This is a genomic window from Streptomyces sp. NBC_01439, from assembly GCF_036227605.1.
GTDB lineage: Bacteria > Actinomycetota > Actinomycetes > Streptomycetales > Streptomycetaceae > Streptomyces.
The window spans coordinates 2,803,760-2,830,752 of sequence record NZ_CP109487.1 but is presented as its reverse complement, the minus strand read 5'-3'; the positions used below and the strand labels follow the sequence as shown (position 1 = coordinate 2,830,752).

Below are 26,993 nucleotides of genomic sequence, written 5' to 3'. Positions count from 1 at the left end.
GATGAGCGTCACGACCACCGGCCCCGAACCTCGCCCCGACGGCTACAGCCCCTTTGCCCACCTCACCGTGCAGAACACGAGCCTCTACCGGCAGGTGATGCGGGCGTTCGTCGTCGCCAAGGAGCGGTTCGCCGTCCATCTGCGTCCGGAGGACGTGCACGCCGCCCTGCCGGCCGAGGCGCGGCATGGCGAGCTCGACGCCGTGGTGAAGGCGCTGGACAGCCTCGTCGGTTGGGGGAATCTGCGCGCCGATCCCGATACCGCGCGGGTCACCGCCGTCGAGGATTTCTACCGCAAGCGGTTCATCTATCAGCTCACCCGGGCCGGGGAAGCGGCCGAAGAGGCGCTGGGCGTCTACGACGAGGCGCTCGGGCGGCGCGGGGCGCTGCAGGCCGTCGCCCTGCACGACATCGTGACCCAGTTGCGGGCCCTGCTCGTGCTGGCGGCCGAGGAGCGGCCGGATCAGGCCAAAACGCATCTGGCGCTTGACGCGCTGGCCAGCCGGTTTGCCGCGCTCGCCGACAACGCCCGCGCCTTCATGGGGTCCTTGCAGCGGACCATCGACCTCCACGATGTGGAAGAGGAGGTCTTCCTTGCCTACAAGGACCGGCTCATCCAGTACCTGGAGCGGTTCATCCAGGACCTGATCACCCTCGGTGGGCGCATCGCCCGCCTGATCCTGGAGTTGGAGGAAGGGGGGAGTATCGGGCCGCTGCTGCGGGCCGCCGCGGCCCGTGAGGCGGCCGATGCCTCGCCGGAGGAGGTCGAGCACGCGGAGAAGGAGGCGTACGAACGGTGGGCTGGGCGCTGGGCCGGCCTCGCGGCCTGGTTCATCAGCCGGGACGGGCGTGAGTCGCAGGCCCGGCTGCTGCGTGGCCGGGCGCTCGGGGCGATTCCGCAGTTGCTGGCCGTCGTACGGGCGCTGAACGAGCGCAGGGCCGGGCGCTCCGACCGGTCCGCCGACTTCCGTACCCTCGCCCGCTGGTTCGCCGAGGCCCCCGACGACGACGCCCGCCATCAGCTGTGGCGCACCGCCTTCGGGCTGTACCCCGCCCGCCACCTCACCGTCGACGCCGAGACGCTGGCCACCCGTGCGGCGCGGCCCGTGCCCGCATCCACGCCGTGGGCCGAAGCCGAGCCGCTGCGGATCAGCCCCCAGCTGCGCCGCACCGGCAGCTACGAGCGCCGCGGCAAACCCCGCAAGGTCGAGGACCGGGAGGAGCGGCGCCGCGGACTCGCCGAGGTGGCCGCCAAGCAGGCCGCCGAAACCGCGGCGGCGCGCGCCCGGCTCGTCACCGACGGAATCACCCGGCTCTCCGGAATCGGTGAACTCGATCCCGCCTCCTTCGGGCTGTTCCTCCAACTGCTCGGCGACGCGCTGGCCACCTGGAGGCCCGGTATGCGCCACACCGTTGCCACCAGCAACGACGGCTCCATGGGGATCCGGCTCACCGCGCTGGCCGACGGCGGCACGGCGGAGATCCGAACGCCGGGCGGCGTCTTCAGCGGTCCCGACCACCTCATCGAGATCATCGACCTGACGGACGGAGCCGGCGACCGATGACGAGTACTCCGCTCGCCGAGGTGCTCGACGGCCAACACGCAGCCGACTTCCGCAAGGCTGCTCGTGCCCTGGTCAAGCAGCCTCTCTTGCTGGCTCATGGCCGGTACGCCGACGAGTTCCGTCTCGTCCGGCGACACGCCTCCGAACTGCGTGAGTGGTTCGACCGCAATACCGGATGGTCGCTCCAGACGGATGCCGAGGCCGCCCGCCTGCGGAAGATACCGGGAGTCCTCAGCGACCCGACGCACCCCGCGCGCGAGGCGACCCGCGCGGCCTCCCCGTTCACGCGGCGGCGCTACGTCCTTCTCTGTCTCGCCCTCGCCGCCCTCGAACGCGGCGAGGCCCAGATCGCGCTCGGCCGCCTCGCCGACCAGGTCGTGCTCGACGCCGCGGACCCCCACCTCGTTCGAGTGGGCATCCAGTTCACCCTGGACCGCCGGGACGAGCGCCTCGACCTCGCCGCCGTCGTACGGCTCCTGCTCGGACTCGGCGTGCTGCGGCGCGTGGCCGGCGACGAGGACGCGTACGTCAGCGGAGCGGGCGACGTCCTGTACGACGTGGAACGGCGCGTGCTGGCCGGGCTGCTCGCCGCGCGCCGCGGGCCCTCCACCGTGCACGCGCAGGCTCTCGGGGACCGGTTGGCCGAACTCGTGGCCGAGACCGCGCTGGACAGCGACGAACTGCGCTTCCGCGCGATGCGACGGTCACTGACCCGCAGGCTGCTGGACGACCCCGTGCTCTATTACGACGAGCTGACCGACGCCGAGCTCGGCTACCTCACCCGCCAGCGAGGCTTCCTCACCGCACGCATCACCGAGCTGACCGGACTGGTCCCCGAGGTGCGCGCCGAGGGCATCGCGATGGTCGACCCCGACGACGACCTCACCGACGTCCGCATGCCCGAACAGGGCACCCACGGTCACGTCACCCTGCTGCTCGCCGAGCACCTGGCCGCGGCGGGCGGTCCCGTCGCCACCGAACAGCTGGCGGTCAGAGTCCGGGAACTCGCCGCCGAACACGGCGGATTCTGGGCCAAGTCCGCACGGGAGCCCGGCATGGAGGCCGACCTCGTGGAACAGGCCGTCGCCCGGCTCGCTGCCCTCGGGCTGGTCTCCCGTACGGCTCACGGTGTGGCCCCACGGCCGGCCCTCGCCCGGTACGCGGTCGGCGAGACCGTCGTACTCGAACCAGGTACCGCACGTATGCCCGCGCAGCGAAAGGCCCGCAAGCCGTGACCCGCCTCCCCACCCCCCTGCGCTCCCGTTGGCAACCGATGCGCATCGGCCTCGTCGACCTCTTCCACTACGACGTCGAGGAGTTCCACTTCAAGGACGGTCGCCTGCTCCTGCGGGGTAACAACGGCACCGGCAAGTCCAAGGTGCTCGCCCTGACCCTGCCCTTCCTGCTCGACGGAGACCTCAGCTCACGCCGCGTCGAACCCGACGGCGACCCGGGCAAACGGATGGAGTGGAATCTCCTTCTCGGCGGTGAGCATCCGCACTCCGAGCGGCTCGGCTACACCTGGATCGAGTTCGGCCGCCTGGACGAGGCGAGCGGCGAGCAGCATTTCCGTACGCTGCTCTGCGGACTCAAGGCGGTCAGCGGGCGGGGCATCGCACGCCATTGGTACGCGCTCACCACCCAGCGGGTCGACCACGGCCGGGACGCCGCTGTCGCAGCCGAGACGTCACTCAGCCTGCTCGACGCCACTGGCACAGCGCTGTCCCGGGACCGGCTCGCCGAGGCCATCGCCGGTTACGGCCTGGTCTACGATCAGGCGAAGACCTACCGCAGGGCTATTGACGAGGCACTCTTCGGACTCGGCGAGCAGCGGTACGGCGCACTGGTGGACCTGCTCATCCAGCTGCGCCAGCCGCAGCTGTCCAAGCGCCCCAACGAGGCAGCTCTGTCCCGGGCCCTCACGGAGGCGCTGCCACCCATGGACCAGGCAGTCATCGCCGACGTGGCCGAGGCATTCCGGTCCCTGGACGAGGAGAAGGAGGAACTGGCCGCGGCCTCCGCCGCCGAGCGGGCCGCCACCGCCTTCCTGGACCACTACCGGCGCTACGCACGCATTGCCACCCGGCGGCGCGCGCGTCTCCCGCGCGTCGAGCACTCCCGCTACGAGCACCTGCAGCGCGACCTCGCCGAGGCGCAGGCCCAACAGACACGTGCCCAGGAGGACAGGGCGGCTGCCGAGGAACGGATCTCGGTCCTGGAGGAGGCCGAGGCCCGCCTGCGAGCCCAGGACGCGGCCTTGCGCGAGGGCCCCGAGATGCGCAGCGCCCGGGAGCTGGAGCAAGCGGCCAAGGCGGTGGAACGCGCGGAGCGGGCCCTGGGCCGTGCCCGGGACGACCGGGACCAGGCAGCGGCGCTGCACACCCGGGCCCTCGGGCGGCTCGGGGCCGCCGAGAACCGGCTGCGGGCCGCCGGCGGGCTGGCCGCGAGCACACTCGCTCAAGCACGGGAGGCGGCCGCTGCCGCACGGATCGACCTGCCCGGGGACGACGGGCCGGCGGAGTCCGAACTGCGACGGATGACCGAGGAGGCGACGGACCGGGCCAAGCGCGCGCTCGCCCACGCGGAGGACCTCGCGGAGAAGGCCGAGCGCGCCGCCGAGGGCCGGCGCCGGGCATCCGTCCGCCTCGACGAGGCGAATGCCGATCTCGACCAGACCACCGCGGCGCACGGCCTGGCGGAGGAAAACGCCGTACGGGCCGGGCAGGCCCTGCTGGACGACGTACGGGAACACGCCCGCGCCTGCACCGAGCTGGCCTACCCCGACCTGACCGGGCTGCTCGACGAACTCCAGGAGTGGACGGGGCACCTCGACGGGCCCTACCCGGCCCGCACACGGGCGGTACGGGCCCACGGCGAGACCTCGGCACTGCTGGCCGATCAGGCAGCCGAAGCGGCGCGCCGGGCGGCGGAGCTGGCAGCGCGCACGGCCCGGGTCCGGGAGGAGCTGACCGCTCTGGAGGCGGGCGGCCGACGCGGGCCCCAGCCCCCGCACACCCGCACCCCGGGCCTGCGTGACCAACTGCCCGGCGCACCGCTGTGGCGGCTGGTGGACTTCCGGGAGGAGCTCACGGACCAGGAGCGCGCCGGACTGGAGGCCGCGCTGGAAGCCTCCGGGCTGCTGGACGCGTGGGTGCTTCCCGACGGCTCGACCCTCACCTCAGAGGGGCACGACGTACTCCTCTCGCCGAACACCGCGCCGGTGACCGGAACCTCGCTCGGCGCACTGCTGCGTCCGGCGGTGGACGCGGGCGACGCCCGTGCGGCAACGGTGGGCGAGGCCACGGTGGCACGGCTGCTCGGCACCATCGGTGCGGGAGGAGAGGGCGGAGCCGGCACCTGGACGGGGTCGGACGGGTCCTTCCGTGTCGGCACGCTCACGGGCCGCTGGGCCAAACCCGCTGCCGAGTACGTCGGTGAGGGAGCGCGCGAGGCTGCGCGGAGGGCTCGTATCGCCGTCCTGCGGGGCGAACTCGGACTGCTCCAGCAGAAGTCCGATGAAGTCGGGGCGCAGGCCGATGACGTGGCCGCGCGGCGCCGCACCATCGACGCCGAGCTGTCCCGGGTTCCCGACGAGACCCCCCTCGCCCGGGCGCACGCCCAAGTGGCCGCTGCCGTCGATTCGGTGCGTCGGACCCGCCTACGTGGTGAGGAGCGGGCCGCAGACCTCCTGGAGGCGGCCGAGCGGGCCGAGGCAGCAGCCACCGAACTCACCGGGACCGCCGCTGAACTCGGGCTGCCCGACGACCGGGTCGGACTAGCCGAAGTACGCAGAGCACATGACTCCCTCGCCGTGGCCTTGGCCGCCCTGTGGCCGACCCTGCGCGAACGTGGAGAGGCGGCCCGCCAGGCCGAGGAGGAACGGGTAGAGGCCGGGCAGGCACAAGAGCGGACCACCGAACTCATGCTGCGCGCCGAGGAGGCCGGGCGGGAGGCGGCCTCGGCGGACGAGCGCCACACCACGCTGCGCTCCACCGTCGGCTCCGCCGTCGCCGAACTCGAACGGCGACTCACCGAGACGGCCGAGGCTCTGCGCGTCTGTGACGCGGATCAGCGGCTCAGCCGAAAGCAACACGCCGAGGCGGACCGGGACGCGAGTAGGGCGGAAGGCCGCATCGAGCAGTTGGAAAAGGGCCTCGCGGGCGCGTCCGAGGCGCGCGCGGAGGCGATCGCGGGGCTCCAGCGCTTCACTGCCACCGGCCTGATCGCCGTTGCCGTACCAGAGTTCCCCGTGCCGGCCGCCGACGACGGCCCCTGGGCGGCCACCCCGGCGATCGTGTTCGCCCGCGCGATCGAGTCGGGCCTGTCCGCGGTCGACGACTCGGACGCTGCCTGGGAACGTGTACAGCGCCGACTGAGCGAGGAACTCAAGACCCTGCAGGACACCCTGTCCCGGCACGGACATACCGCCTCCGCCCGGATGGTCGAGGACGGCATGGTCGTCGACATCGTCTTCCAGGGAAGGGAACGCGCCGTACCGGAACTGGCCGAGGCGCTTGGCACCGAGGTCGGCGAACTCACCCGCATCCTTTCGTCCCACGAACGGGAGATCCTCGAAACCCACCTGATCACCGAGGTGGCGGGCACCCTCCAGGAACTCATCGGGGCCGCCGAACGGCAGGTGCGCGACATGAACGCCGAACTGGAGCACCGGCCCACCTCCACCGGCATGAAGCTGCGGCTCGTCTGGCGGGCCTCTCGCAGGGCCCCGTCCGGGCTTCTTCCGGCCCGCGAGCGGTTGCGGCAGTCCGCCGATGCCTGGACTTCGGAGGACCGGACGGCCGTGGGCGAGTTCCTGCAGACTCAGATCGCCAGGCAGCAGACGGACGACACCTCCGGCAGCTGGCTCGAACACCTCACCGTCGCACTCGACTACCGCACCTGGCACGAATTCGGGGTCGAGCGGCACCAGCACGGTCGGTGGGTCCCGGCCACCGGCCCGGCATCGGGCGGTGAGCGGGTCCTTGCGGTGTCCGTGCCGCTGTTCGCCGCGGCCTCCTCGCACTACGCCAGCGCGGCCAGTCCGTACGCGCCGCGCCTGGTCACCCTCGACGAGGCGTTCGCAGGGGTGGACGACGACTCGCGCGCCAAGTGCCTCGGACTGCTCCACGCGTTCGATCTGGACGTGGTGATGACCAGCGAACGCGAGTGGGCCTGCTACCCGCAGGTGCCCGGTGTCGCCATCGCCCAGCTGTCGCGGATCGACGAGGTGGCGGCGGTACTCGTCACCCGCTGGGAATGGGACGGCACGAGGCGGCGGCGCGGCGAGGACCCGGTGCGGCCTCCGGATGCGCCTGTAGGAACGCGGGTGGAGGCGGTCGGATCGGAGCCGTTGTGGACCTGAGGTCCGACGGCGTGCCCGTCGACAGTGTCCGCCTGCGTCGCCTTTTGGGCGACCCAGGCCTGAGCTGGCTGGTCGACCGGGTACGCCGGCGCCTGGAGCGCGAGCAGTCACTCACGGGACCGATTTCCCTCAGTGTCCCGACCCAGGCGCAGCGGGCAGCGGCCGAACGGCTGCTCGGCCGCTCTCCGGGCAGCGGCCGATCCCTGACCGTCCGGCTCGACGACGTGGACGCCGTGCTGCGCCGTTCCGGCGTGAGCCCGGCTGGACTTGCTGCTGCTGTCACGGCCCTCACCGGGCCGGTCGTTGCGCTCGACAGCGCGAAGGTAGCCGATGCCCGGGCCTGGCACGAGGCGTACGCCCCTCTGGACGCCCTGGCGGACGAGATCCCGGCCCTCGCCCCGTGGACCGTTCGTATGCGCGGTGACGGTCTGTTGCGACGTCTCGTGGGCACACCTGCCGCCGCGCACAGCCTCCTCGGCGAGGTCGTCACCGTCCTGCGTGCCCTCCCCGCCGACCCGCCCGTCTCGCTCCCCGCCTTCGCGGCCCGGGTCCTGGGCGCTGCCCACGCTCTTGACGACGACACCCCCCGGGCAACCGTCACCCTGGCCGGAATACGAGCGCTGACCGGCTTCCCCGATGGCGCGGGCGCCGAATGGCGCCGGGAGGCCTGGGCATCCGCCGGGCTGCTGCGAGACGAGCTGTCCTCGACCGTCCTCACCCTGAACCTGCGCGGCACTCCCGCCCTGGACTGGGCGGCTGACGCGGGCGAGCCATCTGTCCTGACCCTGCGGCAGCTCATCCGCAACCCTCTTGCCAGCTCAACCCCGTCGGTCCGGATCTGCGAGAACCCGACCGTGCTCGCGGCGGCGGCCGACGTCCACGGTGCCGACTCCGCCCCGTTGGTCTGCCTCCAGGGACAGCCTTCGGTAGCGGCCGTCACCCTCTTGCGGCACCTGCACCAAGGCGGAACCGCGCTGCACTATCACGGAGACTTCGACTGGGGAGGCTTGCGCATCGCATCCGGACTGCTGCGCCGAGTCCCGTGGCTGCCCTGGCGCTATACGACGGCCGACTACCGGGCCGCGGCACTCACCCACCCGGGCGGATCGCCCCTCACCGGGCGACCGGCCGAAGCTCCCTGGGCACCGGGGTTGTCCGGTGCGCTCGAGGAACTGGGCGTCCGCATCGAGGAGGAGACCGTACTCGACGTACTGCTGTCCGACCTGGCTCGATGACGGATGGGCAGACGGCGCTCGGCCGCCCGGGGCGTGGCGCCCGTCTGACGCTCGACGCACCCCACCGGAGCCGCGTGCGCGGCTATCCGTGAGCGGGTGGGGCAGCGAGGTGTCTCCGCTTACCTCGACCGGGCCGGCCGGGCTACGCCGCGGCGGGCTTGCGCAGTGAGCCGGGGGTTCTGAGTCGTTCGGCGCGGGTGGGGGCCGGTCGGGGCGCGGCCTCGGCCGCCTCGTTCGCGCGGATCGTCGCGCTCAGGGCCCGTACCGCATCGGGGTCCGAGTGGCCGCTCTCCAGCATTTCGAGCACGACGCACTCCAGGAGCAGGACGGAGGCCGCCGTGCGGTACTGCGGCAGCGGGTCCCCGGCCTGTTCGGGGCCGGGGAGTTCGGCGGGGATGGCGAGCGCCGTCGAGAGGAGGGCGCGGGCCCGGCGCAGGACGTTGCGGAGCATCGCGCTCTCCCGGCGCAGCACCTGGCCGACCGCGTCCGGCAGGGCCGCCTCGAAGCGGCGCAGCACCGCGTCGGAGAACCCCGGTGGCGGTTCCGGAGGGCGCGTGGCGGCGGGGGCGGGTGGGGTGACGCCGGTCGGGACGAGGGCGGCCGGCGGGACTGCGGGCGGGGTGACGGCGGGAGGGGCTGTGGTGCGCGCGGTCGTCGATTTCGCGGATGTCTTCAGGGTCGCCCGGGAGAGGCCCTCTTGGAGGGCCTGGGCGAAGCCGTCGCCGATCATGGCGTCCCAGGCACTTGCTCCGGTCGGTATGGCAGGGAAGTTCATCACCGCTCCTCAACGCTGTGCGGGGTACCCGAGTGGGTGACCATTGAAGGCGGCGGGGAATCCGAGCCACCACGACTTGTCACCCCTAAAGTGCGGGCGGCGATCCCCTACGCGGGGCCCTGCGGCCCCGCATCGCGTACGGACTGCCGCACCCCTGTCCCGGCTTGCCGGTGAGTGGGGCGATGGACGCCGAGTCGATTCCGTAGGCGCTCAGCGGGCATCGCGGAGGGGGTCGCCGACGCTGCGCAGGTGGCGCAGGGCCTCGCGGTGCGAGGCGATCAATCCGGTCTGGTGGTAGGGGATTCCCAGTTCCGCGCAGTACGCCTCGGTGATGACCTGGGCCCGCCGCAGGGCCGGGGTGGGCATGCTGGGGAACAGGTGGTGCTCGATCTGGTAGTTGAGCCCGCCCATGGCGATGTCGACGAACGGCCCGCCCCGCACATTGCGCGAGGTGAGGACCTGGCGGCGCAGGAAGTCCAGCGAGTGCTCCTCGGTGAGCATCGGCATGCCCTTGTGGTTGGGGGCGAAGACCGACCCGAGGAACACCCCGAACAGTCCGAGGTGGACGCCCATGAAGGCGAAGGCCAGGCCGGGGGAGAGGACCAGGAACAGCCCGCCGAAGTAGAGCGCGAAGTGCGCGACGAGCAGGGAGCCTTCGAGGACCGGGCGCTTCGTCGTCGGGCTGCGCAGCGCCTTGAAACTGTTGAAGCTGAGGTTCAGGCCCTCCAGGGTCAGCAGCGGGAAGAACAGCCGGGACTGGTGCTTGCCCATGAACCGCGGCAGCCCGGTGGCCGCCTTCGCCTGGCGCTCGGACCACACCAGGATGTCCGGGGAGACGTCCGGGTCCTTCAACTCGTGGTTGGGGTTGGCGTGGTGGCGGGTGTGCTTGTTCATCCACCAGCCGTAGCTCATGCCCACGAAGAAGTTGGCCGCGATCAGACCGCCCACCTCGCTGGGCCGGCGCTTGTTGAACACCTGCCGGTGGGCCAGATCGTGGGTGACCAGCGCGGCCTGAACGAACACCACGGACATCACCGACGCGACGAACAGCTGCGACCAGGAGTCCCCGAGGGCGACGAACGCCGCGCAGCCACCCAGGTAGGCGAGGCCGACGAGGGTGAATCGGACGGTGTAGTAGAGCGGGCGCCGGTCGAGGAGACCGGCCTGGACGATCCTGCGGGACAACCGGGCGAAATCGCTGCCGGTCGTCTGCGGGACCGGCCGGGCATCTGGCGTGATCGCAGCATCGAGCGTCATGGCGGCAAGTCTGCGGTCCTGGTCAGGGGGCCGGAATCCCGTGACGGCCCCTATTTCGGGGGAGGACCGACCCCGCCCCGGGCGCTCCGCGCCCCGGTTCCGGCGCTAGGGGTTGCCGGAACGACCTCGGTCGTTCTGCGCGTGCGCCATGGCGCTCGGTCGTCCGGTACGGGTGTCGGTTCTCCGGTGCTCCTGTACGTGTGCCGCGCCCCCGGTGCCTCCAGCGTGATGGCGGTGAGCCCGAGGCCCGCCCCGACCAGCCAGCGTCCTGAGAGCAGACCGACGCGGTCGCCGTTCACCCGTAGGCCCTCCGGCACCAGGAGGCGGGCGGTGAACGTGCCGTCCAGGTCCAGGACGATGTCCGCCTGCTCGAAATCGAGCCAGCTGCGGTTCAGCGGGAACCACACCTTGTACACGGACTCCTTGGCGCTGAACAGCAGCCGGTCCCAGTGGATTTCGGGCCGCTGCGCCGCTCGCTCGGCCAGCATCCCGCGCTCCTGGGGCAGGGACACGGCGCCCAGTACGCCGTCCGGCAGCGGCCGGTGCGGTTCGGCGTCGATGCCGACGGCGAGTACGTCACCGGCGGTGGCGAGCACCGCCGCGCGGTATCCGGCGCAGTGGGTCATGCTGCCGACCGTGCCGGTGGGCCACAGCGGTTCGCCCCGCTCGCCGGGAAGCACCGGCGCGGCGGGCACCCCCAGTTGGGCCATGGCGATCCTGGCGCAGTGCCGCGCGGTGTGGAACGACCGCCGGCGCTCGTCCACGGAGCCGGCGACCACCGCCTTCTCCTGAGGGAACGGTGAGACGGGGTCCGCGTCGTCGAAACGGTCTGCGCAGGCAACCGTCGCGGGCACGATCTCCTCTATCACCGTTGCTCCCAGTTCGGAAATATTTCACGCAGCGTGCCGCGGACCAGCCCTCGGGCGCGCCACTCGCGGGGATATCCAATGGAGACTTCTTCAAATCTCACGCCGTCGTACCAGGTGGTGCGCGGGATGTGGAGATGGCCATAGACCACCGCCGCCGTGGAATACCTGCGGTGCCAGTCGCTGGTCAGCTGCGTGCCGCACCACTGGGCGAACTCCGAGTAATGAAGTACATGGGTGGGGTCAGGTACCAGCGGATAGTGATTCACCAGGACAAGAGGTGCCCCGGGATCAACTTCGGCCAGACGCCTTTCGCTGTACGCGACCCGTTCACGGCACCAGTCCTCCATGCTGGCATAGGGCTCGGGATGCAGCATGTATTCGTCCGTACAGACAATTCCCGCGTCACTCGCGCGGGCCAGGGATTCTTCTTTGGTCAGCGTCGGGTCGGTGCGGAAACTGTAATCGTAGTGGACGAAGAGCGGTGCGACGGTCAAGGGTCCGCCAGGGCCTTCCCAGACGGGATACGGATCCTCCGGCGTCACCACGCCCAGGCTCCGCAGGAGCTCCACGAGGTGGCGGTACCGCTGCTCGCCGCGCAGCTGGAGGGGGTCCTGCGGGACCGTCCACAACTCGTGATTGCCCGGCGCCCAGACGACCTTGGCGAAACGCCCTGCCAGGAGCCCGAGCGTCCGCTCGATATCCGTGCTGATCTCGCCGACGTCACCTGCGACAAGCAGCCAGTCGTCATCGGACGTCGGATGCAGGCCCGCTACGAGGTTTTGGTTCTCCGATATACCGGCGTGGAGATCGCTGACGGCGAGGAGCTTCCTTGGACCTCTGCCGTTCGACCCTTCTCCGATATTCCGTGAGGAATTGTATTCCGGCAAGATGCTTTCATCCTTCGAGTTGTTTTCACGGCGGTCGGCCATGGTGGGAGCAGTGAAAGTGGAAAGATGGACAAATTAGGCAATGTGCTCCCCCTAGTGGTACCCCTGTGACCCCCTAAGTGAGGGGGGCCGGAAAGGCGGCAGCCTCGGCCGCGCAAGGGTTGCCGGCCGGGCTTGTGATCTGGGTCACTGCGGGGGGAGTTGGTGACGGTGTAGAAGAAGACATTGAGAATGCACTGAGGTGTGAAGGTGGAGGGGGGGCCTAGTGAACATCTCGTTAAAGCGAGTTTTTGAGGCAGAACGGGTCAGTGCTCTGGATACCCTGGAGGGTCTTCTGGATGAATGTAATGACGGGGTTGGGAATGTTGTACTGGTCAGTGGGGTGCTGGCGAGCGGAAAAACCGAGTTACTGGACACATTCTTAGGTCGGGCCGCTGAGAGCGGCGCTTTGGTTCTCGGGGCGACGGGCGCCAAGGCCGAGCAGTCCCTGCGGATGGGCGTCATCAGCCAGCTGTTCCAGCACGCCGGCCTGCCGGCCGAGGTCACCGCCCAGATGTCGGAGCTGGTCCCGGTGGTGGCTTCGGGGCCCGGGGAGGCCGGTGCGGAGCCGGACGAGCTCCGGCACAGCGACGTCCAGGGAGTCCACGAACTGTGCGCCCTGATCATGGACCTGGCTGTCGAGCGGCCCGTGGTGATCGGCATCGACGACGTCCACTTCGCGGACTCGGCCTCGCTGCAGGTCCTGCTGTACCTCCAGCGACGGATCCGCTCCGCGGGCGTCCTGATGGTGCTCAACGAATGGTCCAGGCCCCGGCTGGCCCGACCCTTCTTCCATGCCGAGACCACCCGGCAGCCGCACCACCGCATCAGGCTGGACGCCCTGTCGCGCATCGGCGTCCGGGAGCTGCTCGTACACGCACTCGGGTCCGGGGTACCGGACACCTTCGTCAACTCCTGCTTCGAGTTGACCGGCGGCAACCCCATGCTGCTGCGCGCGCTCATCGAGGACATCCAGGAACGTTCCGACGGGTCCGAGGCGTCCGGTTTCACCGAGGTGCTGCCCGGCGTCGCGTTCGGCCAGGCCGTCCGCGGCTGTCTGCACCGTTGGGAGCCGGCGCTCCTCGAAGTCGCCCAGGGGCAGGCGGTGCTGGGGGAGTACGCCTCCCCGGCGCTGATCGGCAGGCTGCTGGGGATGATGCCGGAGCAAGTCGCAGAGATGCTCGACATCCTCGGTACGTCCGGGCTGCGCGGCGCGTCCGGATTCCCCGCCCCCGTCGCCGCCGCCGTGCTCGAAGGCCTGGAGGTGGAGAGCCGCTCGCAGCTCCACGGACACTGCGCCGAACTGCTGCACAAGCTCGGCTCCAGCACCGCGGAGATCGCCAAGCACCTGATCGCGGCGGACAGGGCGGTCGGCCGCTGGGCCATGGAGGTACTGCGGGACGCCGCGGCCCAGGCGCTCGCCGGCAATGACGCCGAACACGCGCTCAAGTGCCTCGAACTCGCCCTGGAGGCCTGCACGACCGACGCCGAGCGGGTCGCCATCACGGCGATGCTGGCCCGCGCCGCCTGGCGGATCAACCCGGCCACGATCCTGCCGCACATAGACGCCCTCCAGGCCGCCGTGCGCAGCGGCGACCTCATGGGCCGCGACGTGGTCAACGTCATCCGCTACCTGCTCTGGCAGGGCGACTTCGAAGGGGCGACGGAGGCCCGGAAGATCTTGTACCAGGCGGGAGACCTGGACGACGCGCAGCTCACCGCGGAGCTGAGCCTGATCTTCCAGTCGATGTGCGGCCCGGGCAACCGGATCCCGCCGCAGGAGGGAGGCCGCATGGTCCTCGGCCACCCCGAGTTGGGCGGCTCCGTCGGCAACCCCTGGGCGCGTGCCACCGCGACGCTCACCAACGTCCTGGAGAGCGAAACCGAGGACGCCGCGGTCACCAGCGCCGAATACATCCTCCAGGGCTGCCGGCTCAACGACACCACACTGGAGATCATCGCGTTCGCGCTGCTCGCCCTGCAGTTCTCGGGCCGCCCCGATCTCGCCGCGATGTGGTGCGACGGGCTGATCGAGGAGGCCGTGCGGCGCCGGGCCAACACCTGGCAGGCGGTGCTCGGCAGCGTACGAGCGGAAATCGCCCTGCGCCAGGGGGACCTGGCCATCGCCGAAGCGCAGGCCGAGGCCGCGTTCGGACGCCTCCAGGCCAAGAGCTGGGGAGTGCTGATCGGCCTGCCGATCAGCACGCTGGTGATGGTCAACACGGCACTGAGCAGGCACGAGCGCGCGGCGGAACTGCTCAACCACCTGGTCCCCGAAGCCATGTTCGACACGGCGTTCGGCACCCTCTACCTGCGGGCCAGAGGACATCATCACCTTGCCGTCGACCGTGCGCTGGTGGCCCTCAGCGACTTCCAGGCCTGCGGGCAGAAGGTCCGGGCCTGGGAGGCCGACGTACCGATACTGATGCCGTGGCGCAGCGACCTCGCCGAGGCGTACCTGCGCCTCGCCCGGCCCGAGGTGGCCCGGGAGCTGGTGGCGCGCCAGATGGAACGCCCCGGAGCGCAGGGCGCGTTCATCCGAGGCATCTCCATCCGGGTGCAGGCGGCGGCCAGCGAGATCAGCCAGCGTCCGAAGCTGCTGAAGAAGGCCGTGGACCTCCTGCAGAGTTCCGGCAACCGCCTCGAACTCGTACGGGCCCTGGCCGACCTCAGCAGGGCTCACCACACGCTCGGGGACTTCGGGCAGGCCCGCACCGTCGGCCGCCGCGCCGTGCAGGAGGCGAAGCTGTGCCACAGGGACGCCGTATCGATGCAACTCCTGCGGGGTCTGTCCGGAGACGCCTTCGTGTCGGCGAAGGAGGAGACGGAGGTCAAGGAGGACGACGCCTCCACGGCGCTCAGTGATGCCGAGCGCCGCGTCGCCACCCTGGCCGCCGTGGGCCACACCAACCGGGAGATCGCCCGCAAGCTGTACATCACGGTGAGCACGGTCGAGCAGCACCTCACCCGGATCTACCGCAAGCTCCAGGTCAGCAATCGTGACGAGTTGCTGGAGGGGCTGTCCCTGCGCCGCGAACCGGGCAAGGCGCCCCTTGAGCAGGACGACGACCTCGGCGTCCCGGCGAACGGTTCCGCGGGACAGGGCGAAGCCTCCCGCGCACACGCGTCGGGCGGCTGATCGACCCGACCCGCCCGACGGGCACGGCAGTCGGAGCGCCGCGGGGATCATTCGCAGAGTGATCCCCGCGCGCCCGCTAGGCGGCGCCGGCCGGATGTGCTGCCGCGCAGTCGGCGAGCAGGCGATTGACCGTGGCCGCGTGCGGGGCGAGATAGAAGTGCCCACCGTCGAACACCCTCAGATCGAATGGCCCACTCGTGTGATCCGACCAGGAACGGGCCTCGTCCACGGTCACCTTCGGGTCGTTGTCGCCCACCAACGCGTGGACGGGGCAGCTCAGATCGGGTCCCGGCCGGTAGCGGTACGTCTCGGCGGCCCGGTAGTCGCTGCGAATGGCCGGCAGGATCATCCGGAGAAGCTCCTCGTCCCCGAGCACGCCCGGCTCCGTACCGCTCAACTCCTTGAGCTCGTCCACGAGTCCCTCGTCGTCCCGCAGGTGCACGGTCTCGTCCCTGGCCCGCCCCGGCGCCCGGCGGCCCGAGGCGAAGAGAGCCAGCGGAACGATCCCTTCCTGCTCCAGTCGACGGCCCACCTCGAAGGCCAGCGTGGCACCCATGCTGTGTCCGAACAGCATCAGCGGCCTGTCCGCCAGGGGCCGCAGCTCCGCGACGAGGGCCTCGGCCAGGTCGTGCAGGTCACCGATGCCCTCCTCGTGCCTGCGGTCCTGCCGGCCCGGGTACTGGATCGCGACGACGTCGACCGCCGGTGCGAGCGTGCGGGACACCGGGAAATAGAACGAAGCCGAACCGCCCGCGTGCGGGAAGAGGATCAGCCGGACCGGCGCGGCAGGAGCCGGATGAAACTGCCGAATCCACGGACTGGTGCCTCCGGTGGCCTCTCCCATGGTTCTTGACCGCCCTCTCCCTGACGTGACTGCGGTGAAATGGAATTCCGCAACGTAGATATTTCTGATGTCTTCCTGGCGCAGGCTATTGGGTAGTGTCCGGGCTGTGCAAGAGGGCCTGTAATGGATAGTGGTCGCACGGCCGATCCGGCCCGGTGGGTGCCGTCTCCTTAGGGGCGAATAGGGGCGGACTAGGGGTGGGATGCGGGACTTGGCCTGCGTAGCGTACGAGCGTATGCGCCGCGGGGGTGTTTATCCGACGTGTCTTGATTTCGAGCCGTTGGGGATTCAGCTCTCAAGCATTTTGAATTCCTGGCCGGATCTTGAGGGGACATTGGCGTGGAGAACGAGGAGAAGCTTCTCGACTACCTGAAGCGGGCGACCGCCGATCTTCGGGAGGTTCGCCGACAACTTCGGGAAACCGAGCGCCGAGAAAATGAGCCGATCGCGATCGTCGGGATGAGCTGCCGTTTCCCGGGCGACGTACGGTCGCCCGAGGACCTGTGGCAGTTGGTGGCCGAAGGCGCGGACGGGGTCTCCGAGTTCCCGGACGACCGCGGCTGGGACGCACGGGACATCTACGACCCGGAGCCGGGGAAGCCCGGCAGGACGTACGCGAGGTCGGGCGGGTTCCTGCACGACGCCGCCGACTTCGACGCCGAGTTCTTCAGCATGAGCCCGCGCGAGGCGCTGGCCACCGACCCGCAGCAGCGACTGCTCCTGGAAGCGTCCTGGGAAGCCGTCGAGCGGGCGGGCATCGTCCCGTCGTCCCTCAAGGGCAGCAGGACCGGGGTGTTCGCCGGCGTGATGTACCACGACTACGCCTCGCGCCTGAGCGTCGTCCCCGACGAGCTCCAGGGGTACATCGGCAACGGCAACACCGGCAGCGTCGTGTCCGGGCGCATCGCCTACACGCTCGGCCTGGAGGGCCCCGCCGTCTCGGTGGACACCGCCTGCTCCTCCTCCCTGGTGGCCCTGCACTGGGCGGCGAACGCACTGCGCCGCGGCGAGTGCGACCTGGCCCTCGCGGGCGGGGTGACCGTCATGCCGACGCCGGAGACCTTCGTCGAGTTCAGCCAGCAGCGCGGTCTCGCCGCCGACGGCCGGATCAAGGCGTTCGCGGAGGCCGCGGACGGCACGGCCTGGGGCGAGGGAGTCGGCGTCCTCCTCGTGGAGCGCCTCTCGGACGCGCGCAGGAACGGTCACCAGGTGCTCGCGGTCGTCACTGGTTCCGCCGTCAACCAGGACGGTGCGAGCAACGGCCTGACCGCCCCCAACGGTCCCTCCCAACAGCGCGTCATCCGCGCCGCGCTGGCGAACGCCGGACTGTCGGCCGCCGACGTGGACGTGGTCGAGGCGCACGGCACCGGCACCACCCTGGGCGACCCCATCGAGGCGCAGGCGCTCCTTGCCACGTACGGCCAGGAGCGACCGGAGGGCCGCCCGCTGTGGCTCGGCTCGGTCAAGTCCAACCTCGGACACACCCAGGCCGCCGCCGGGGCCGCGAGCGTCATCAAAATGGTCATGGCGATGCGGCACGGCGTGCTGCCCAGGACGCTGCACGTCGACGCCCCGTCCTCCCACGTCGACTGGACCGCGGGCGACGTCACGCTCCTCACCGAGGAGCAGCCCTGGAAGACCGGGACGGACACCCCCCGCCGGGCCGGCATCTCGTCCTTCGGCATCAGTGGCACCAACGCCCACGTCATCATCGAGGAAGCCCCCCGGGAAGCGCCGGCCGAGGCCCCGGCGGAGACCGGGCAATGGCCCTCGGCCGTCCCCGTGCCCTGGGTGCTCTCCGGCAGCACCGCCGAGGCGCTGCGCGCACAGGCGGCGCGGCTGCACGCGTTCGCGACTGGCACCGACCGCACCCCGGTCGACGTGGGCTTCTCACTGGCCTCCACCCGAGCCGTACTCGACCACCGCGCCGCGGTGCTCGGCACGAACCGCACCGAACTGCTCGTGGGCCTGGAGAAGATCGCTGTCGGCGAGGAGCCCCCCGGCACCCCCCGGTCGGAGGGCCGCACGGCGTTCCTGTTCACCGGCCAGGGCAGCCAGCGGGTCGGCATGGGCCTCGAACTCGCCGACCGGTTCCCCGTCTTCGCCCAGAGTTTCGACGCGGTGTGCGCCCTGCTCGACAAGGAGCTCGGCCGTCCGCTGCGCGAGGTCGTCTCCGGCGATCAGGAGCTGCTGAAGCAGACGACGTACAGCCAGACCGCGCTGTTCGCGATCGAAGTGGCGCTCTTCCGGCTGCTGGAATCCTTCGGCGTACGCCCCGACTTCCTGGCCGGCCACTCCGTCGGCGAGATCGCCGCGGCCCACGTCGCGGGGGTCCTGTCCCTGGAGGATGCCTGCCGACTGGTCGCCGCGCGCGGCAGGCTGATGCAGGCGCTGCCCGCCGGTGGCGTGATGGCCGCCGTCCGGGCCGCCGAATCCGACGTACTGCCGCTGATCGAGGGAAAGGAGGACCTGGTCGGCATCGCCGCCGTCAACGGTCCCGCCTCCGTGGTGCTTTCCGGCGCAGAGGCCACCGTCGACGAGATCGTCGCCGCGCTGGAGCTGCAGGGCGTCTCCGCCGCACGGCTCGCCGTCTCGCACGCCTTCCACTCCCCGCTGATGGAGCCGATGCTGGATGAGTTCCGGCAGGTGGTCGAGGAGTTGGAGTTCGCCGAGCCGCGCATCGCCGTCGTCTCCTGCGTGACCGGACGGCTCGCCGAAGCCGGTGAGCTGGGCGATCCCGAGTACTGGGTGCGCCACGTCCGCCGAGCGGTCCGCTTCGCCGACGGCGTCGGCGCCCTCGAAGCCGCGGGCGTCACCCGGCTGATCGAGCTGGGGCCCGACGGCGTGCTCTCCGCGATGGCCAGGCCCCTGCTGGAGGAGACCGGGGACGTACTCCTCGTCCCCGCCCTGCGCAAGGACCGCCCCGAGGCGCAGACCCTGCTGACCGCGCTCGCCCAGGCCTTCCGGGCCGGCGTCGACGTGGACTGGACCGCGGTGTTCGAAGGTTCCGGGGCACGCCGGGTCGACCTGCCCACCTACGCGTTCCAGCGCGAGCGCTACTGGCTCGACGACACGAACGGGCGCGTCCTCGGCGACGCGGCGGCCTTCGGACAGCTGCCCTCCGCCCACCCCCTGCTCAGCGCCTCCGTCGAACAGCCCGACTCCGACGGCGTCGTTCTCACCGGACGCCTCGGCCTCGACACCCAGCCCTGGCTCGGCGACCACGCCGTGTTCGGCACGGTCCTGCTGCCCGGCACCGCCTTCGTCGAGATGGCGGTCCGGGCCGCCGACCAGGCCGGCTGCGAGGTCGTCGAGGAACTGACCATCGGGGCGCCCCTGGTGATCCCCGAGCAGGGCGGTGTACGCCTCCAGGTCGTCGTCGGGCCCTCCGACGGCTCCGGGCGGCACTCCCTGTCGGTGTACTCCCAGCCCGAGGACGCGGACCCCGACACCGGCTGGACCCGGCACGCCGAGGGCGTACTGGGCGGCAACGGCCGCCCCGACCCCTACGACCTGACCGTCTGGCCGCCCGAGAACGCCGAGGAAGTGTCCCTCGAGGGCGCCTACGAGGGACTCGTCGGCCGGGGCTACGGCTACGGCCCGGTGTTCCAGGGGCTGCGCCGAGCCTGGACCCGTAACGGCCGGGAGGTGTTCGCCGAGGTCACGCTGCCCAAGGACGCCCGCGCCGACGGCGAGGCCTTCGGACTCCACCCGGCGCTCCTCGACTCTTCCTTCCACGCCTCGCTGTTCGTGGAGCCCGACGGGTCGGGCGTGCCCAGACTGCCGTTCTCCTGGCAGGGCGTCTCGCTGTTCGCCGCGGGCGCCACCACGGTCCGGGTACGGGTCGACTCGACGGGCCCCGACTCCGCACGCGTCGACGTGGCCGACGTGACCGGCGCGCCCATCGCCTCCGTGGAGCAGCTGGTGGCGCCGCCGGTCTCCGACGACCAGCTCCGGTTGACCCGGGCCGAGACCGTCGAGTCGCTGTTCCGGCTCGATTGGCAGGAACTCGACCGGCGGAAGCCGGGCGGCGACCCCCGGCCGTCGGCCGACGGCGCCGGGGCCGTGACCCGCTGGGCCGTGGTCGGCCCGGTCGCCGCGCCGTGGACCGCGGTCGCGGGTCGGCTGGCCACCGCCTTCCCGGACGTGGCGGCGCTCGGCGCCGCACTGGACGCGGGCACACCGCTGCCCGAGACGGTGCTGCTCACCGTGCCGGCCGGCGACGACTCCGACGTACCCGGCGCCCTGCGCGCCACCGCGGGGCGGGTCTTGGCGGAGGTCCAGGCGTGGCTGGCGGACGACCGCTTCGAGCCGGCCCGGCTGGTCGTGTTGACCTCGGGCGCCGTGGCCGCCGCCGGCACCGTCGCCGATCTGACGGCGGGGCCGGTGTGGGGCCTGGTGCGCTCGGCACGGTCGGAGAACCCGGGACGACTGACGCTGCTCGACTGGGACGCGGCCCACGGCACGCTCGGCGCGCTGCGGCACGCCGCACTGACCGGCGAACCCGAGGTCGCGGTCCGCGACGGCGCCCTGTTCGTGCCCCGCCTGGCCCGGGTCGCCGCGTCCGGCCGGGACGGCGCCCCCGCCGCCTTCGGCGCCGACGGAACGGTCCTGGTCACCGGCGGCACCGGCGGCCTCGGCGGCCTCACGGCCCGCCACCTCGTCACCGCCCACGGCGTACGCCACCTCCTGCTGCTCAGCCGCCGCGGCGCGGACGCCCCCGGCGTGCCCGAACTCCGCGCCGAACTCACCGCTTCGGGCGCCGCGAGCGTCACCGTCGAGGCCTGCGACGCCTCCGACCGGGAAGCGCTCGCCGCCGTCCTGGAGCGGATCCCCGCAGACCGGCCGCTGACCGGCGTGTTGCACACCGCGGGCGTCACCGACAACGGGGTCGTGGCCGCCCAGACCCCCGAGCGGCTCGACACCGTACTGCGGCCCAAGGCCGACGCCGCCTGGCACCTGCACGAGCTGACGCGCGACCTGGACCTGACCGCCTTCGTGCTGTTCTCGTCGGCGGCCGGACTGCTGGTCGGCGCCGGACAGGCCAACTACGCCACCGCCAACGTCTTCCTGGACGACCTGGCCGAGCACCGCCGCGCGGCCGGCCTGCCGGCGCTCTCCCTCGCCTGGGGGCTGTGGGCCTCCACCAGCGGCATGGCCGGGCAGTTGGGCGCCGCCGACCTCGGGCGGCTGCACCGCCTCGGCATGCCGCCACTGGAGAGCGAGGAGGCACTCGCCCTGCTCGACGCCGCGCTCGCCGACGGCGGCGCCGCACTCGTGCCGATCAGGCTCGACCTGCCGGCACTCGCCGACCACACCGACGAAGTGCCCGCAGTACTGCGCGCGCTGAGCCACCCCCGCACCAGGTCCCGGCGCTCCGCCGCCCGGCCCGCTGCTCCGGCCGCCCCCGCCGGCCAGGGGCTCGCCCAGCGCCTGTCCGTGCTGTCCGAGACCGACCGCAGGCGTCAGCTGCTCGCCCTCGTCCGTGCGAACGTCGCAGGGGTGCTCGGCCACGAGTCCGCCGACTCGGTCGACCCGGACCGGGCGTTCAAGGACATGGGCTTCGACTCACTGGCCGCCGTGGAGCTGCGGAACCTGCTGAACAAGGCCACCGGGCTGCGCCTGCCGACCACCCTCGTCTTCGACTTCCCCTCGCCCGCCGCGCTGGTCCAGCACCTGGCCGCGGAGATCGCCCCGGCCGGCGTCGGCACACCGCAATCGCTGGAGGCCCAACTCGATCAGCTGGAGACGACGCTGGCGCAGGTCGACCGGGCCCACGACCACGACGCCGTCACCACCCGGCTGAAGGACCTGCTGCGGCGCTGGAGCGAGACCCGCGGCGGCCAGGTCGGGGAGTCCGCCCAGGACGCCCAGGACTTCGGTGAGGCCAGTGACGACGAACTCTTCGAATTCCTCGACAACGAACTCGGCATCGGGTGACGGAGCAGGACCGCCCGCTGAACCCCGGCCACTCCAAGAACGGTTGAGACCCTGATGGCGCATGACGACAAGCTCCGCACCTACCTCCGGCGCGCGACGACCGACCTCCAGGACACCCGCCGCAGGCTGCGCGAGGCCGAGGAGGCGCGCAACGAACCCGTGGCGATCATCGGGATGAGCGGTCGCTACCCTGGCGGCGTACGGTCCCCGGAGGACCTCTGGCGGGTCGTGGCCGACGGCGTCGACGTCGTCTCCGACTTCCCGACCGACCGGGGCTGGAACACCGAAGCCGTGTACGACCCGGAGCCCGGCAAGCCCGGCAGGACGTACGTCCGCAGGGGCGGATTCCTGCACGACGCGGCGGAGTTCGACGCGGAGTTCTTCGGGATCAGCCCCCGCGAGGCACCGGAGACCGATCCGCAGCAGCGGCTGCTCCTGGAGGTCTCCTGGGAGGCCCTGGAGCGGGCCGGGATCGACCCCACGTCGCTCAGGGGCAGCAGGACGGGAGTCTTCGCCGGGCTGATGCACCACGACTACCCGCGCTCCAGCACCGCGGGCAGCATCGTCTCCGGCATCGTGTCCTACACCCTCGGCCTCGAGGGCCCCGCCGTGACCACGGACACCGCCTGCTCGTCCTCGCTGGTCGCGCTCCACCTGGCCTGCCAGTCCCTGCGCGCCGGTGACTCCACGCTCGCCCTGGCGGGCGGCGTGTGCGTGATGGCGACGCCACAGCTGTTCGTCGAGTTCAGCAGGCAGCGCGCCCTGTCCTCGGACGGCCGCTGCCGCTCCTTCGCCGACACGGCGGACGGCGCGGGCTGGGCGGAGGGCGCGGGCATCCTCGTCCTGGAACGGCTGTCCGACGCCCGCCGCAACGGACACCCCGTCCTGGCCGTCGTACGCGGCTCCGCCGTCAACCAGGACGGCGCGAGCAACGGCCTGATGGCGCCCAACGGACCGTCCCAGCAGCGCGTCATCCGAGCCGCCCTGAAGAACGCCGGGCTGGTGGCCGCCGACGTCGACGCCGTCGAGGCGCACGGCACCGGCACCACCCTGGGCGACCCCATCGAGGCCCAGGCGATCCTCGCCACCTACGGCCAGGACCGCCCCGAAGGACGGCCGCTGAGGCTCGGCTCGATCAAGTCCAACATGGGCCACCCGCAGTCCGCGGCCGGAGTCGCGGGCGTCATGAAGATGGTGCTCGCCCTCCAGCACGAGACACTGCCGCGCACCCTGCACATCGACCGGCCGACGCCCCACGTCGACTGGTCGGCGGGCCGGGTCGAGCTGCTCACCGACGAGGTGCCCTGGCCCAGGGGCGAACGCCCCAGGCGCTTCGGCGTCTCCTCGTTCGGCATCAGCGGCACCAATGCGCACGCCATCCTCGAAGAGGCCCCGGCCCCCGAGGGCACCACCCCGAACCCCGGGGACGTCTCCGCCCCCGACCGCGCCGGGGAGCCCGCAGTGCGCACCGCGCCCTCGGTCACCGAAGAGTCCGCGGCGACCCCCTGGCTGCTCTCGGCCCGCACCGAGCCCGCGCTCCGCGCCCAGGCCGGGCGGCTCGCCACCCACCTCCTGGAACGGCCCGAACTCGCCCCCGATGACGTGGCGTTGTCGCTCGCGGTCGGCCGCGCGACCTTCGAACACCGGGCCGTCGCGATCGGCGCCGGCCGCGAGGAACTGTTGCGCGGGCTCACCGCCCTCTCCGAAGGCCAGGACACCCCGGGGCTCGTGCGCGGCGAGGTGCGGGGCAACGGCGGGACGGCGTTCCTCTTCACCGGACAGGGCGCGCAGCGCCCCGGCATGGGCCAGGAGCTGTACGAGGCGTTCCCCGCCTATGCAGCCGCCTTCGACGCGGTGTGCGCGCAGCTCGACGGACTGCTGCCCGGGCCGCTGCGCGAGGTCGTGTTCGCCGCACCCGGATCCGACGGAGCGGCGCTCCTGGACCGCACGCTCTACACGCAGGCCGGGCTCTTCGCGACCGAGGTCGCGTTGTACCGGCTGCTCGAAACCCTCGGGGTGCGCCCCGACTGCGTCGTCGGACACTCGGTCGGTGAGATCGCCGCCGCCCACATCGCGGGGGTGCTCTCGCTGCCCGACGCGGCGCGGTTGGTGGCCGCACGGGGCCGACTGATGGACGCGCTGCCCGAGGGCGGCGCGATGATCGCGGTGCAGGCCGCCGAGGCCGACGTCACTCCACTGCTGGCCGGCCGCGAGGACCAACTGGCTCTCGCCGCCGTCAACGGGCCGACCGCGGTGGTGCTCTCCGGCGACGAGGACGCCGCCACCGAGGTCGCCGCGCTCCTCGCCGAGCGCGGCGCCCGCACCAAGCGACTGCGCGTCAGCCACGCCTTCCACTCGCCCCGCATGAACGGCATGCTCGAAGAGTTCCGCCGGGTGCTCGAAGGCCTGACCTTCCACGAGCCGTCGGTCCCCGTCGTCTCCAACGTCACCGGCGAGTTCGCCAACGCCGGCGAACTGTGCACCCCGGACTACTGGGTGCGCCACGTCCGCGGCACCGTGCGGTTCTTCGACGGGCTGCGCACCCTGCGCCGCCACGGCGCGGACACCTACCTGGAGATCGGCCCCGGCGCGACGCTCACCGCGATGGCCGGCGAAGGCCTCGACGCCACCGAGGACGGCGCGCCGCCGGCCCTCTGCGTGCCCGCCCTGCGCGGCGGTGCCCCAGAACCGCAGGGCCTGCTCACCGCGCTCGCCCAGCTCCACGTCCGGGGCGTCCACGTCGACTGGACCGGCTGCCTCACGGGCCGCCGGGCCCGCCGCGTCGATCTGCCGACGTACGCCTTCCAGCGCCGCTGGTACTGGGCCGAGACCGAGCCCGAGACCGAGCCCGAGACCACGGCCCCCGGCGCGGGCAGCGCGGCCGGCGGTGCCTTCTGGGCAGCCGTGGAACGAGCCGACCTGGACTCCCTCGCAGACACCCTGGAAGTACGCGGCGGCGACCAGCTGGCGTCACTCGGCGCGGTGCTGCCGCTGCTCACCGAATGGCGAAGGCAGAGCGTCGAGCAGGCCACAGTGGACGCCTGGCGCTACCGCATCGGCTGGCAGCCGTACTCCGTGCCCCGGGGCTCCGCGCTCACCGGCACCTGGCTGGCGGTGCTGCCTGCCGACGGCACCGGCGAGGAGTGGGCCGAGGCCGTCGTACGGACCCTCACCGAGCGCGGCGCCGACGTCGTACGGATCCGCGCCACGGCGGCGGACACCGACCGCAAGGCGATGGCCGACCACCTGCGCACCGAGGTGGGCTCGAACACCCCCCTCACGGGCGTCGTCTCCCTGCTCGCCCTCGACGAGACCCCCGACCCGCGGGGCCCCGTCGCCCCCCGGGGCCTCACCTCCACCGTGGCGCTCGTCCAGGCCCTCGCCGACCTCGACACCCCCGCGCCGGTGTGGAGCCTGACCCGAGGCGCGGTCGCGGCGGGCGCCACCGAGGAGCTGGTCAACCCCGGGCAGGCACAGGTCTGGGGACTGGGCCGGGTCGTCGCACTGGAGACTCCGGAGCTGTGGGGCGGACTCGTCGACCTGCCCGCAGACGCCGCGCCCGACGGGCACCTCACGGCCCGGCTGGCCGACGCACTCGCCGACACCACGGGCGAGGACCAGATCGCGGTACGGGCCGCGGGTGTCTTCGTACGCCGCCTGGAGCGCGCCACCAGTGCCACCAGCCCGGCGGCCGGCGAATGGCGGCCCACCGGGACCGTGCTGCTGACCGGCGGCACCGGCGCGGTCGGCGCGCACGTCGCGCGGTGGCTGGCCCGCTCCGGTGCCGACCACCTCGTACTGGCCGGCCGCCGGGGCGACCGGGCGCCCGGCGCCCGGGAGCTGGCGGCCGAACTCACCGAGCTCGGCGCCACGGTGACCCTCGCCGCCTGCGACGCGTCCGACCGCGACGCCCTCGCCGCACTGCTGGCGGAGCTGCCCGCCGACGCCCCGCTGACCGCCGTCATGCACGCCGCCGGCGTACTCGACGACGGCACCCTCGGCTCCCTCACCCCCGAACGGCTCGCCGGAGTGCTGCGGCCCAAGGTCGCCGCCGCCCGCAACCTGCACGAGCTGACCCAGCACCTCGACCTGACCGCGTTCGTGTCGTTCTCCTCCGTCGCGGGCCTGCTCGGCGGCGCGGGACAGGCCGCGTACGCGGCGGCCAACGCCTACCTGGACGCCCTCGCCGACCATCGCAGGTCACGCGGTCTCGCGGCCTCCTCCATCGCCTGGGGGCCCTGGGGCGGCGGCGGCATGGCCACCAAGGAGGAGACCCAGGACCGCGCCTGGTGGCGCGGCCTCACCGAACTGGACCCCGGCCTCGCCGTGGCCGCGCTCCAAGGCGTCCTCGAACGCGGCGAGAGCGGCATCGGCGTCGTCGACGCCGACTGGGCCGAGCTCGCGCCCTCGTTCACCGCGGGCCGCACCAGCCCGCTCATCGGAGGGGTCCCCGAAGCCCAGCGGGCACTGACCGCCGACCGGCCCCGCGGCGGCGCCCCATCGGCGGCCGACGCAGCCCGGTTCACCGAGCACCTCGCCGGACTGACCGCGAGCGAGCAACGGCGCGCCGTGCTCGACCTGGTGCGCGGGCAGGTCGCCACGGTGCTCGGACACGACAGCCCCGAGGCCGTACCGCCCACGAGGGCCTTCAAGGACATGGGCTTCGACTCGCTGACCGCGGTCGAACTGCGCAACCGCATGAACACCGCCACCGGCCTGAAACTACCGGCCACCCTGCTCTTCGACTTCGCCAACTCCGCCGCCCTGGCGGAGCAGCTACACGAGGCACTGGTGGTACCCGCCGACGGTGCGGGGAGTGGCTCCGTGGCCGCCGAACTGGACCGACTGGAGGCCCTCGTGGCGTCCCTCGCACCGGAAGAGATCGAACGCACCAAGGTCACCACCCGACTCCAAGCCCTGCTGACCCGGTTGAACGAGGCGAACGCCACCCAGGAGGCGGCCGCGGTCGCCCACCAGCTGAAGGCCGCTTCGGCAGACGAATTGTTCGACTTCATCGACAAGGAACTCGGGATCTCCTGACGGGAACTCACGTGCTCCCGAAGCGTCGTCTGCACGAACAGT

12 protein-coding genes are annotated in these 26,993 nt (G+C 72.1%); 7 read left to right on the top strand and 5 right to left on the bottom strand.

All coding sequences use genetic code 11. The features are described from left to right. Position 1 precedes the first annotated feature (1 nt). The 4 genes from OG207_RS12175 to OG207_RS12160 are packed head-to-tail and all read left to right on the top strand — an operon-like array spanning position 2 to position 8,161. A complete protein-coding gene (locus OG207_RS12175) occupies positions 2–1,564 on the top strand; it encodes a TIGR02677 family protein (protein WP_329098527.1) in 1,563 nt (520 codons plus the stop codon). Further along, entirely contained in the window at positions 1,561–2,799 is a 1,239-nt protein-coding gene (locus OG207_RS12170; RefSeq protein ID WP_329098525.1) for a TIGR02678 family protein, read from the top strand. The genes OG207_RS12175 and OG207_RS12170 overlap by 4 nt, the downstream gene beginning before the upstream one ends. Further along, positions 2,796–6,926, top strand: coding sequence for a TIGR02680 family protein (locus OG207_RS12165; protein ID WP_329098524.1), 4,131 nt, complete (start codon positions 2,796–2,798; stop codon positions 6,924–6,926). The genes OG207_RS12170 and OG207_RS12165 overlap by 4 nt, the downstream gene beginning before the upstream one ends. A gap of 11 nt (positions 6,927–6,937) precedes the next feature. After that, on the top strand, positions 6,938–8,161 hold the full coding sequence (locus OG207_RS12160; RefSeq protein WP_329098522.1) for a TIGR02679 family protein: 1,224 nt from the start codon (positions 6,938–6,940) through the stop codon (positions 8,159–8,161). Positions 8,162–8,303: 142 nt separating this feature from the next. On the opposite strand, the gene OG207_RS12155 is transcribed toward OG207_RS12160, so the two are convergent. The 4 genes from OG207_RS12155 to OG207_RS12140 all read right to left on the bottom strand — a co-directional run bounded on the left by OG207_RS12155 (position 8,304) and on the right by OG207_RS12140 (position 11,991). Then, positions 8,304–8,936: a hypothetical protein gene (locus OG207_RS12155; RefSeq protein ID WP_329098520.1), complete on the bottom strand. Its 633-nt coding sequence runs from the start codon at positions 8,934–8,936 to the stop codon at positions 8,304–8,306. 210 nt (positions 8,937–9,146) lie between these two features. Then, positions 9,147–10,193 carry a fatty acid desaturase family protein gene (locus tag OG207_RS12150; RefSeq protein ID WP_329098519.1) on the bottom strand — a complete coding sequence of 349 codons (1,047 nt, stop codon included), beginning with the start codon at positions 10,191–10,193 and terminating at the stop codon, positions 9,147–9,149. Positions 10,194–10,243: 50 nt separating this feature from the next. Further along, on the bottom strand, positions 10,244–11,062 hold the full coding sequence (locus tag OG207_RS12145; protein ID WP_329098517.1) for a 4'-phosphopantetheinyl transferase family protein: 819 nt from the start codon (positions 11,060–11,062) through the stop codon (positions 10,244–10,246). Next, entirely contained in the window at positions 11,059–11,991 is a 933-nt protein-coding gene (locus OG207_RS12140; RefSeq protein ID WP_329098515.1) for a metallophosphoesterase family protein, read from the bottom strand. Before OG207_RS12140 ends, OG207_RS12145 begins: the two co-directional genes overlap by 4 nt. Before the next feature lie 223 nt (positions 11,992–12,214). Here OG207_RS12140 and OG207_RS12135 point away from each other — a divergent pair, with 223 nt between their 5' ends. Continuing rightward, entirely contained in the window at positions 12,215–15,127 is a 2,913-nt protein-coding gene (locus tag OG207_RS12135; protein ID WP_329098513.1) for a helix-turn-helix transcriptional regulator, read from the top strand. 76 nt (positions 15,128–15,203) lie between these two features. On the opposite strand, the gene OG207_RS12130 is transcribed toward OG207_RS12135, so the two are convergent. Next, the gene (locus OG207_RS12130; protein WP_329098512.1) at positions 15,204–15,971 is read right to left on the bottom strand and encodes a thioesterase II family protein; all 768 of its coding nucleotides are present in this window, start codon (positions 15,969–15,971) and stop codon (positions 15,204–15,206) included. A gap of 339 nt (positions 15,972–16,310) precedes the next feature. Between OG207_RS12130 and OG207_RS12125 the strand changes: the two genes are divergently transcribed. Further along, a complete protein-coding gene (locus tag OG207_RS12125) occupies positions 16,311–21,911 on the top strand; it encodes a type I polyketide synthase (protein ID WP_329098511.1) in 5,601 nt (1,866 codons plus the stop codon). A 51-nt stretch (positions 21,912–21,962) separates the two neighbouring features. Continuing rightward, entirely contained in the window at positions 21,963–26,951 is a 4,989-nt protein-coding gene (locus tag OG207_RS12120; protein ID WP_443072859.1) for a type I polyketide synthase, read from the top strand. Positions 26,952–26,993: the final 42 nt, after the last annotated feature.

Excerpts from the sequence above, each read along its gene's own strand:
- OG207_RS12150 (WP_329098519.1), bottom strand. The coding sequence starts at position 10,193 with ATGACGCTCGATGCTGCGATCACGCCAGATGCCCGGCCGGTCCCGCAG.
- OG207_RS12130 (WP_329098512.1), bottom strand. The coding sequence starts at position 15,971 with ATGGGAGAGGCCACCGGAGGCACCAGTCCGTGGATTCGGCAGTTTCAT.
- OG207_RS12140 (WP_329098515.1), bottom strand. The coding sequence starts at position 11,991 with ATGGCCGACCGCCGTGAAAACAACTCGAAGGATGAAAGCATCTTGCCG.
- OG207_RS12175 (WP_329098527.1), top strand. The coding sequence starts at position 2 with ATGAGCGTCACGACCACCGGCCCCGAACCTCGCCCCGACGGCTACAGC.
- OG207_RS12155 (WP_329098520.1), bottom strand. The coding sequence starts at position 8,936 with ATGAACTTCCCTGCCATACCGACCGGAGCAAGTGCCTGGGACGCCATG.
- OG207_RS12170 (WP_329098525.1), top strand. The coding sequence starts at position 1,561 with ATGACGAGTACTCCGCTCGCCGAGGTGCTCGACGGCCAACACGCAGCC.